Origin of the sequence: Streptomyces sp. NPDC057543 (assembly GCF_042801895.1) — a bacterium.
Lineage (GTDB): Bacteria > Actinomycetota > Actinomycetes > Streptomycetales > Streptomycetaceae > Streptomyces.
On sequence record NZ_JBHVFF010000307.1, the window covers coordinates 1 to 9,884 of the forward strand.

The following is a 9,884-nucleotide window of genomic DNA, read 5'->3' on the forward strand; positions in this document are numbered from 1 at the left end:
GAGAGTTTCCTCGTTGGTGATGACGTACTCGGGGTGAGTGTGGCGGCCTGCGCGGTGTCGGGCTCGGTACGGCCGCAGGCCGGGCACTCGGGGTCGGGCAGCAGGGGGTAGCGGCGTACGCCCAGGGTCTGCAGGTCGACGAGGTGCACCACCGGATCAGGCCTTTGCAGGCTCCGGCTCGCCGGAGGACTCGCCCGCAGGCTCCGACCCGCCGGAAGACTCGCCCACAGGCTCCGACCCGCCGGAAGACTCGCCCGCAGGCTCCGAATCGCTGGAGGACTCGTCCGCCGACGGGGTCGGCGCCGGGGCGCCCGCCTTCTTCGCCCGCTTGATGGCCTTCTTCTTCGCGCGGCGTTCCTTGCGGAGCTCCACCATCGCGTAGAGCGTCGGCACGAGCAGCAGGGTCAGCAGGGTCGAGGTGACCAGGCCGCCGATCACCACGACGGCGAGCGGCTGCGAGATGAAGCCGCCCTCGCCGGTGACGCCGAGCGCCATCGGGAGCAGGGCGAAGATCGTCGCCAGGGCGGTCATCAGGATCGGGCGGAGCCGGTGACGGCCGCCCTCGATGACCGCTTCGACGACGCCCATGCCCTGCGTCCGGTACTGGTTGATCAGGTCGATCAGCACGATCGCGTTGGTGACCACGATGCCGATCAGCATCAGCATGCCGATCATCGCCGGTACGCCCATCGGGGTGCCGGTGACCAGGAGCAGACCGATCGCGCCGGTTGCCGCGAACGGGATGGAGACCAGCAGGATCAGCGGCTGGATCAGCGACCGGAAGGTCGCCACCAGCAGCATGAAGACGATCGCGATCGCGGCCAGCATGGCCAGGCCGAGCTTCAGGAACGCGTCGTTCTGGTCCTCGGAGACACCGCCGATGGTGGCGGTGGCGCCGTCCGGGAGCTTCAGGGCGTTGATCTTCGTCTGGAGCGCGGCGCTGACCGCACCGGTGTTGTCACCGGTGGGCCTGGCGGTGATGGTCGCGGCGCGCTGGCCGTCGATCCGGGTCATCGAGACCGGTCCGGGGACCAGCTCGACGTCGGCGATCCGACCGAGCTTGACCGGGCCGAGCGAGAGGTCCTTCAGCTCGGCCATCGTGGTCGCCGGGTGAGCGGACTTGATGACGACGTCACGCTCGGTGTCGTCCATGATCGCCTTGCCGGACGGGGTGCCGCGCACCGCTCCGGCGACGGCCGCGCCGAGCGTGGCCTGGTCGAAGCCGGCGTCCGCGGCCTTGGCGTTGGCCTTGACCGAGATCCGCGGGATGCTCTGCGCCAGGTCGCTCTGGACGTCGGTGACGTCCTTCAGCTTGGCCACCTCGGCCCGTACCTCTTCGGACGCCTTCTTCAGGACGTCCGCGTCGGCGGCCTTGACCACGACGCTGAGGTCCTGGCTGCCGAAGCTGCCGCCCGCGGAGATGGTGGTGTCACCGATGCCGTCGAGCTTGCCGAACTCCGCTTCGAGGCGCTTCTGCACGGCTTCGGAGTCGCCCGCGTCCTTCAGGGTGATCTGGTACGAGGCCTGGTTGGAGCCCGTACCGCCGCCGAAGGCCGCCATGAAGCCGGAGGAGCCGACGGTGACCTGGTAGTCCTTGACGCCCTTGTCGCCGACGAGGACCTTCTCGACCTTCTTGGCCGCCTCGTCGGCGGCCGCCAGGCTGGTGCCGGGGGTCAACTCCTGCTTGACGGAGAGGACTTCCTGCTCGCCCTGGTCGAAGAAGTTGGTCTTCAGCAGCGGGGCCATGCCGAAGGTGCCGAGCAGCACCACGCCGGCGATGACGATGCTGGTGATCCTGCGCCGGGTCGCGAAGCGCAGCACCGGGACGTACAGCCGCTGGAGTCGACTGCGGGCTTCCTTCTCCTCGGCCTTGCGACGGGCCTCGTCCGGGTTCTCCGTGCTGCCCTTCGGGGCGCGCAGGAACCAGTACGACAGGACGGGGACGACGGTCAGCGAGACCAGCAGGGAGGCCAGCAGGGCCGCGGTGACGGTCAGCGAGAACGAGCCGAAGAGCTCGCCGACCATGCCGCCGACGAGACCGATCGGCAGGAAGACGGCGACCGTGGTGAGCGTCGAGGAGGTGACCGCTCCGGCCACTTCCTTCACCGCGGTGATGATCGCCGAGTGGCGCTCCTCGCCGTAGCCGAGGTGTCGCTTGATGTTCTCCAGGACGACGATCGAGTCGTCGACGACCCGGCCGATCGCGATGGTCAGCGCGCCGAGCGTGAGCATGTTGAGCGACAGGTCGCGGGTCCAGAGCACGATCAGCGCGAGGACCACGGAGAGCGGGATGGAGACCGCGGTGACCAGGGTCGATCGCAGCGAGGCGAGGAAGACCAGGATCACGATGACCGCGAAGAGCAGACCCAGCGCGCCCTCGGTGGTCAGACCGGAGATCGCCTTGGAGACGGCGGGGCCCTGGTCGGAGACGACGGTCAGCTCGGCGCCGGCGCCGAGGTCCTTGCGCAGGTCCGGGAGCTTGTCCTTGACGGCGTCCGAGATGGCGACGGCGCTGCCGTCCTTGTCCATCGTGGCCATCACGGCGAGGCTCGGCTTGCCGTTGGTACGGGTGATGGAGACCGCGGTGGACGGCTCCTGCTTCACCGTGGCGACGTCACCGATCCGGACCGGCTTGCCGGTCTTGCCCGTCGCCGGGTCCTTCGCGGTGACCCGCAGGTCCTCGATCTGCTTCAGCGAGGTGAAGGCGCCGCCGACCTGGACGGTGCGGCTCTTGCCCGACTCGGAGAAGGAACCGGCGGGGACGGTCGCGCCCCCCGACTTGAGCGCCTCGGAGAGCGTCATGGTGTTCAGGCCGGCCGCCGCGAGCTTCTTGTCGTCGGGCGTGACGGAGACCTGGAGGTCCTGCACGCCGTCGACGGAGACCTGGCCGACGCCGTCGATGTCCTCCAGCGCGGGGACGACGGTGCGGTCCAGCTGGTCGGCGAGCGCCTGCTGGTCCTTGTCGGAGGTGACGGCGAGGACGACGGTCGGCATGTCGTCCGTCGAACCGGCGACGACCTGCGGGTCCACGCTGTCGGGAAGCTGGACGCGGGCGCGGTTCACCGCCTGCTGGATGTCGGCGACGAGCTGCTTGGTGCCCTCGCTGCCGAAGTCGAAGGACGCCATGATGACGGCGTTGCCCTCGCTGGCGGTCGAGGTGATGCCGGTGACCCCGTCGACGGCCTTGATGGAGTTTTCGAGCGGCTCGACGACCTGCTTCTCCACCACATCGGGCGACGCACCCTGGTAGGGGGCGAGCACCGACACCATCGGGAGTTCGATGGTGGGCAGCAGCTGCTGCTTGAGCTGCGGGATCGCGATCGCTCCGAATACGAGGGCGACGATCGAGATCAGTCCGATCAGGGCCCTTTGCGCGAGGCTGAATCTGGACAGCCAGGACATGGGTGGGTCTCTCTTCTGTGGCTTAAGCGGCAGATGGGCGGGTGGCTGGGGACAGACCCGGCCCAGATATACGATCGCCCATCCGCGAGGCCGAGAGCGTCGGCCCAAGGTCGCTTTCTTACGCCGCGCATACCGCAGGTGGAGTACGCCGAATCTCCACCCGTCACTCCACCCTGGGGCGCACCAGGCCCGATTCGTACGCAATGACCACCAATTGGGCCCGGTCCCGTGCGCCGAGCTTCGCCATCGCCCTGTTCACATGCGTCTTGACGGTGAGCGGGCTGACGACGAGCCGTTCCGCGATCTCGTCGTTGGAGTGGCCGCCCGCGACCAGGACCAGCACCTCGCGCTCGCGGCCGGTGAGCGCGTCGAGCCGCGCGGAGTACTCGGCGGCGCCCGGTCCGGCACCGCCCGAACTGCCGCCCTGCGCAAGGAAGGTGGCGATCAGCCCCTTGGTCGCGGCGGGCGAGAGCAGCGCCTCGCCGCCCGCGGCGATCCGGATGGCATTGAGGAGTTCATCCGGTTCCGCCCCTTTTCCGAGGAAGCCGGACGCCCCGGCCCGCAGCGACTGCACCACGTACTCGTCCACCTCGAAGGTGGTGAGCATGACGACCCGTACGTCCGCCAGTTCAGGATCGGCGCTGATCATGCGGGTCGCGGCGAGTCCGTCCGTACCAGGCATCCGGATGTCCATCAGCACCACGTCGGCCCGGGTCGACCGGGCGAGCTCCACGGCCTGTGCGCCGTCCGCCGCCTCGCCGACCACCTCCATGTCGGCTTCCGAGTCGACCAGCACCCGGAACGCGCTGCGCAGCAGCGCCTGGTCGTCGACGAGCAGCACCTTGATGGGCGGTGTCATGTGTTCTCCCCCGTCCGGCCCGCCGCGCCCGGCTCCTCGGGCTCTGCGGTACGGGCCTTGACGGGCAGGATCGCATGGACCCGGAATCCGCCTCCGTAGCGGGGGCCCGCGGTGAGGGAACCGCCGAGTGCGGTGACGCGTTCACGCATGCCGAGGATGCCGTGGCCGCCGCCGTCCCCGTTGTGGCCGCCCCCGCCCGAGCCGTTGTCGATGACGGTGATCTCGGCGGTGGCCCCGACCCGTACGACGCTCACCTCGGCCTTCGCACCGGGGCCCGCGTGCTTGCGCACATTGGTCAGCGCCTCCTGGATCACCCGGTACGCGGCCAGGTCGACGGCCGCGGGCAACGGGGGCCGCCGGTCGGTGCAGGCCACCTCGACCGGGAGCCCGGCCCGCCGGACGGTGTCCACCAGCTCGTCGAGGACGGCGAGCCCCGGGGCCGGTTCGGTCGGCGCCTCCGGGTCGCCGGACTGGCGCAACAGCCCGACGGTGGCCCGCAGTTCGTTGAGTGCGGAGCGGCTGGCCTCCCGGACGTGCGCCAGCGCCTCCTTGGCCTGGTCGGGGCGCTTGTCCATGACGTGGGCGGCAACCCCGGCCTGGACGTTGACCAGGGCGATGTGGTGGGCGACGACGTCGTGCAGATCGCGGGCGATCCGCAGCCGCTCCTCTGCGACCCGGCGCCGGGCCTCCTCGTCACGGGTGCGCTCGGCCCGTTCGGCGCGCTCCCTGATCGCGTCGACGAAGGCACGCCTGGAGCGGACGGCGTCCCCCGCCGCGCCGGCCATGCCGGTCCAGGCGAAGACGCCGAAGTTCTCCTGGCTGTACCAGGGCGCCCAACCGAAGAACATCGCGGCGGCCGTCAGCACGGCCATGGTCAGCAGCCCGACCCGCCAGGTGGTGGACCGGTCGGTGCGGGCGGCGACCGTGTACAGCGCGATGACGGTACTCATCACCACCGGCGCGGGCGGGTCGAATCCCACCAGTTCGACGACCGTCAGTCCGGCGGTGGCCACGAGCACCGCCATGGGATTGCGCCGCCGCCAGATGAGCGCCACGGCACCGAGCACCATCAGGAGCACGCTGCCCACCTCGGGCGCGCTGGTGCCGAAGGAGGGCCCGTTCGGCACCCCCGGGTGGACGAACGAACCGATGATCATGGCCACGAGGACGGCCAGGGCGAGCGCGGAGTCCAGCGCGAGGGGATGGTCGCGCAGCCAGTGCCGGACGCGCAGAACCCCGGTTCCGAGGGTGGTCACGTCAAGCTACGTTACGGCGTGTCGCGCGGCAATCGGTCCGAGTCGTACGGAGAAATCGGTCGTACCGGTCGCACCTACGACACGGAGAAGCGCTGAATCGCCGCGGACACGACTGTGCCCCGTGACCGGCGGACCGGACACGGGGCACGGGGCACGGACTCGTGCGGGTGCTCGCGGGTGCGTGCAGATGCTGGAGTGCGGGCGGTGTCGACCGGGGATGGCGTCAGCCGGGGATCAGACCGTCGTCCCGGAGCATGGCGCGCACCTCTTCGAGGGTCGCGTCGGACGACGGCAGGATCAGCTCGGACGGCTCCAGGGAGTCGTCCGGCAAGGGTTCACCGAGCTCGCGCACCCTGGCGAGGAGCGCGTGGAGAGTGGAGCGGAAGCCGGGGCCGTCGCCGCTCTCCATCTCGGCGAGCAGCTCGTCGTCGAGCTTGTTGAGCTCGGCGAAATGGCTGTCGGCCAGGGCGACCTGGCCCTCCCCCATGATCCGTACGATCATGACGCTGCCTTAACTCTTGTCGAACTTGTGCGGGGACTGGGACGACTGCTGCTGCGCCGCGTCCTGCGGGCCACCCTCGATCGCCTGCTGCTGGGTCGGGCCGCCGGCCAGCTCGGCCTTCATGCGCTGCAGCTCCAGCTCCACATCCGTACCACCGGAGATCCGGTCGAGCTCGGCGGCGATGTCGTCCTTGGCCGTACCGGTCGGGTCGTCCAGGGCGCCGGAGGCGAGCAGCTCGTCGATCGCGCCGGCCCGGGCCTGCAGCTGCTGGGTCTTGTCCTCGGCCCGCTGGATCGCCAGGCCGACATCGCCCATCTCCTCCGAGATCCCGGAGAAGGCCTCACCGATCCGGGTCTGCGCCTGGGCGGCGGTGTAGGTGGCCTTGATGGTCTCCTTCTTGGTCCGGAAGGCGTCGACCTTGGCCTGGAGCCGCTGGGCCGCGAGAGTCAGCTTCTCCTCCTCGCCCTGCAGCGTGGTGTGCTGCGTCTCCAGGTCGGTGACCTGTTGCTGCAGTGCGGCGCGCCGGGACAGCGCCTCGCGGGCCAGGTCCTCGCGGCCGAGCGCGAGCGCCTTGCGGCCCTGGTCCTCCAGCTTGGACGACTGACCCTGCAGCTGATTCAGCTGCAGCTCCAGCCGCTTGCGCGAGGTCGCCACATCGGCGACACCGCGGCGCACCTTCTGAAGCAACTCCAGCTGCTTCTGGTACGAGTAATCGAGGGTCTCGCGCGGATCCTCGGCCCGGTCTAGGGCCTTGTTTGCCTTCGCGCGGAAGATCATCCCCATACGCTTCATGACACCGCTCATGGGCTTCGCGCGCCCCCTTCTGACGGACTGAGCTCCAGCACTCCAACAGAACCCACAGTACGGGCCCTGCCTCTATTACCGCACTGTTCGAGCACAGATGTGCTCCTCCCCAAGGACGACTGCACCCGGTCACCGCTCCGGCCCAGGGAGTAGGTGGCGGTCGGGGAGACCTGCGGCGCCCACCGTGCGGAACACCCGGGGACTCCTGCGAGGACGCGGGCCGTTGCCGGATCGTTCCCGACCGGCCTGGGGCTGCGGGAAACGAACCCGTACCCTTGGGCCTTGTGTTCCGTAGCCGTTCGAAGGAAGAGAAGGCGTCCACCGGCAAGGTGACGGCCGACCTCTCCAAGCAGCCCCGCGACCCGCAGGCCCCCAAGGGTCGCCCCACCCCCAAGCGCAGCGATGCCCAGTCGCAGCGCCGTCGCGCCTCCAGTGGCGCGCCGCTAGATCGCAAGGAGGCCGCGAAGCGGCAACGCGAAGCGCGCCGTGTGGACATGGCCAAGCAGCGTGAGGCGCTCGCCAGTGGCGACGAGCGCTATCTGCCGGCGCGCGACAAGGGCCCCGTGCGGCGCTTCGTCCGCGACTACGTGGACTCGCGCTTCTGCATCGCGGAGTTCTTCCTGCCGCTGGCCGTGATCATTCTGATCCTCAGCGTGATCCAGGTACAGAACATCCAGACCATCTCGCTGCTGCTCTGGCTGATCGTGATCGTGCTGATCGTGATCGACTCGATCGGTCTCGCGTTCCGCCTGAAGAAGCAGCTGAACGCGCGCTTCCCCAATACGCCGAAGCGTGGCGCGGTTGCCTACGGCCTGATGCGTACGCTTCAGATGCGTCGGCTCCGGCTGCCGAAGCCGCAGGTCAAGCGCGGAGAGCGGCCCTGAGTACGGATGCCTCCGGCTCGGTCGGCGGTCCGTCCGCCGACCGGCAGGGCCGCACTGCCCCTGTCGTCGCTCCCGTCACCGGATTCTCGGGGGCCTCTTCGGCGTGGCTGAAGGGACTCGGCGGGCTGCGCAACACGGTCCGCCAGGAGCTGGTCGCGCGCCAGCTCGACGAGCAGATCGCCGCCCGCTTCCCGGTCGGACAGCGGCTGCGCATCCTCGACGTCGGCATGGGCCAGGGCACCCAGGCGCTGCGCCTGGCCAGGGCCGGGCACTCCGTGACGGGTCTGGAGTCCGATGCGGAGATGCTGCGGGTGGCCCGTGAGTCGCTCGGCTGCGAGCCCGCGGGCATCCGCGAGCGGGTCCGGCTGATCGAGGGCAATGGTCTGGACACGGGGGTGCACTTCCTGCCCGGCAGCTTCGACGTCGTGCTCTGCCACGGTGTGCTGATGTATGTCCGGGAGTCGGACGCGATGGTGGCCGGTCTGGCCCGGATGCTGGCCCCGGGCGGGCTGCTCTCGCTGCTCGTACGGAACGCCGACGCGCTGGCGATGCGGCCCGGGGCGGCCGGGGACTGGGACGCGACGCTGGCTGCCTTCGACACGGACACGTACACCAATCGGCTGGGCCTCACGGTGCGGGCCGACCGGCTGGACGCCCTGACGGCCACGCTCGCCGGGATCGCGGCGCCCCTGCACGCCTGGTACGGGGTGCGCGTCTTCACGGACAACGTGAGCAACGACGTGGAACTGCCGGCCGCCGCCGAACTCGAACGGCTGCTGGCCGCGGAGGACCGGGCCGGGCGGACGGATCCGTACCGCCGGGTGGCCGCGCTGCTGCATCTGTGCGGAGTGCGGGGCTAGGCGGGTGCCGCGTTCGGATCAGGTCGGATGATCATGCCGGGCTCGCGTGCTCCAGCACCCTGATCCGGCCTGATCCGAACGCCGGACCCCAGGACGCCGGAGATCTCGGCCTGAGCCGGCCCGACGGCTTACCCGATCGGCCGAATCCAACGGGCCACCGAGAGCCACAAAAGCAACAATCCGGGCATGGATGCATTCCACTCCCCCAGCCACATACGCCGACTGCTGCTGCCTCTGACCGCGGGTTTCTGTGCGGTCGCCCTGGTGAGCGGCTGTTCGGGCGCGGCCCCCGCTTCGCCCAAGACCGGTCCCGCCGCGTCGGCCTCCGCCGCCCCGGCCGCGAGTGATCTACAGAGCGAATACCAGGCCGTGATCAGGAACGTGCTGCCGTCGGTCGTTCAGATCGAGACCTCCACCGGTCTGGGCTCCGGCGTCGTCTACGACTCCAAGGGCCATATCGTCACGAACGCCCATGTGGTCGGCAGTGACACGACGTTCAAGGTCACCGTCGCCACCGGCGAGAAGGTACTGAAGGCCTCGCTGGTCGCCTCCTATCCGGAACAGGATCTGGCCGTCCTCAAGCTCGAAAACGCCCCGGACGGGCTGAAGCCCGCGAAGTTCGGCAACTCGGAAAAGGTCGAGGTGGGACAGATCGTGCTGGCGATGGGCTCGCCGCTCGGACTGTCCTCCAGCGTCACCCAGGGCATCGTCTCGGCACTCGGCCGGACCGTCAGCGAGAGCCGGGCGGGTGGCGGCACGGGCGCGACGATCGCGAACATGGTGCAGACCTCGGCGGCGATCAACCCGGGCAACAGCGGCGGTGCGCTGGTCAACCTGGACAGCGAGGTGATCGGTATCCCGACGCTGGCGGCGATCGACACGCAGATGGGTGACACCGCGGCGCCCGGCATCGGGTTCGCGATCCCCGTCTCGATGGTGAAGACGATCGCCGATCAGATCATCAAGAGCGGCAAGGTCACGGACTCGGGCCGGGCGGCGCTGAACATCACCGGGCGCACGGTCGTCGATCAGAACTTCGAGCCGGCCGGGGTGGCGCTGGTCAGCGTGACGAAGGGCGGCGCCGCGGAGAAGGCGGGACTGCGGGCCGGCGACATCATCATCGGGATCGGCGATCTGCCGGTCACGACGATCACGTCCCTGTCGGTGGCGCTGGCCTCGGACAAGCCCGGCCAGAAGGTCACCGTGACGTATCTGCGCAACGGGGCGGAGAAGACGGCGAAGGTCACCCTGGGTGAGATCTAGTGTCTGTCCCGCTCTGATCCACCGGGCAGAGACATCGGCGTACGGGCCGGGGCC

Annotated in this window: 9 protein-coding genes; 3 read left to right on the top strand and 6 right to left on the bottom strand. The window is 69.7% G+C overall.

The features are described 5' to 3' along the window. From ACFU8Q_RS34670 to ACFU8Q_RS34695, 6 genes are all read right to left on the bottom strand, one after another. The coding region (locus ACFU8Q_RS34670; RefSeq protein WP_384462086.1) for a TOMM precursor leader peptide-binding protein at positions 1–269 on the bottom strand (269 nt) is incomplete at its 3' end. Next, the gene (locus ACFU8Q_RS34675; protein WP_384462066.1) at positions 157–3,402 is read right to left on the bottom strand and encodes an efflux RND transporter permease subunit; all 3,246 of its coding nucleotides are present in this window, start codon (positions 3,400–3,402) and stop codon (positions 157–159) included. The genes ACFU8Q_RS34675 and ACFU8Q_RS34670, both read right to left, overlap by 113 nt. A 163-nt stretch (positions 3,403–3,565) precedes the next feature. Next, positions 3,566–4,261 (bottom strand): response regulator, encoded by a 696-nt coding sequence (locus ACFU8Q_RS34680; RefSeq protein ID WP_384462069.1) that lies wholly within the window; start codon positions 4,259–4,261, stop codon positions 3,566–3,568. Continuing rightward, positions 4,258–5,517, bottom strand: a complete 1,260-nt coding sequence (locus tag ACFU8Q_RS34685) for a sensor histidine kinase (protein ID WP_384462071.1) — start codon at positions 5,515–5,517, stop codon at positions 4,258–4,260. The genes ACFU8Q_RS34680 and ACFU8Q_RS34685 overlap by 4 nt, the downstream gene beginning before the upstream one ends. Before the next feature lie 223 nt (positions 5,518–5,740). Continuing rightward, complete coding sequence (locus ACFU8Q_RS34690; RefSeq protein ID WP_384462074.1) at positions 5,741–6,019, bottom strand: hypothetical protein; 279 nt, start codon at positions 6,017–6,019, stop codon at positions 5,741–5,743. A 9-nt stretch (positions 6,020–6,028) separates the two neighbouring features. Further along, positions 6,029–6,811, bottom strand: coding sequence for a PspA/IM30 family protein (locus ACFU8Q_RS34695; protein ID WP_384462077.1), 783 nt, complete (start codon positions 6,809–6,811; stop codon positions 6,029–6,031). Positions 6,812–7,107: 296 nt separating this feature from the next. Between ACFU8Q_RS34695 and ACFU8Q_RS34700 the strand changes: the two genes are divergently transcribed. The 3 genes from ACFU8Q_RS34700 to ACFU8Q_RS34710 all read left to right on the top strand — a co-directional run bounded on the left by ACFU8Q_RS34700 (position 7,108) and on the right by ACFU8Q_RS34710 (position 9,830). Further along, positions 7,108–7,707 carry a DUF3043 domain-containing protein gene (locus tag ACFU8Q_RS34700; RefSeq protein WP_384462080.1) on the top strand — a complete coding sequence of 200 codons (600 nt, stop codon included), beginning with the start codon at positions 7,108–7,110 and terminating at the stop codon, positions 7,705–7,707. A 125-nt stretch (positions 7,708–7,832) separates the two neighbouring features. Next, entirely contained in the window at positions 7,833–8,567 is a 735-nt protein-coding gene (locus tag ACFU8Q_RS34705) for a class I SAM-dependent methyltransferase (protein ID WP_384462089.1), read from the top strand. Between the two features lie 186 nt (positions 8,568–8,753). Continuing rightward, positions 8,754–9,830: a S1C family serine protease gene (locus ACFU8Q_RS34710; RefSeq protein ID WP_384462083.1), complete on the top strand. Its 1,077-nt coding sequence runs from the start codon at positions 8,754–8,756 to the stop codon at positions 9,828–9,830. The last annotated feature ends 54 nt before the right edge of the window (positions 9,831–9,884 follow it).

Bases quoted from the DNA above. Each gene is read 5' to 3' on its own strand.
- ACFU8Q_RS34710 (WP_384462083.1), top strand. From the start codon at position 8,754: ATGGATGCATTCCACTCCCCCAGCCACATACGCCGACTGCTGCTGCCT.
- ACFU8Q_RS34680 (WP_384462069.1), bottom strand. From the start codon at position 4,261: ATGACACCGCCCATCAAGGTGCTGCTCGTCGACGACCAGGCGCTGCTG.
- ACFU8Q_RS34690 (WP_384462074.1), bottom strand. From the start codon at position 6,019: ATGATCGTACGGATCATGGGGGAGGGCCAGGTCGCCCTGGCCGACAGC.
- ACFU8Q_RS34675 (WP_384462066.1), bottom strand. From the start codon at position 3,402: ATGTCCTGGCTGTCCAGATTCAGCCTCGCGCAAAGGGCCCTGATCGGA.
- ACFU8Q_RS34695 (WP_384462077.1), bottom strand. From the start codon at position 6,811: ATGAAGCGTATGGGGATGATCTTCCGCGCGAAGGCAAACAAGGCCCTA.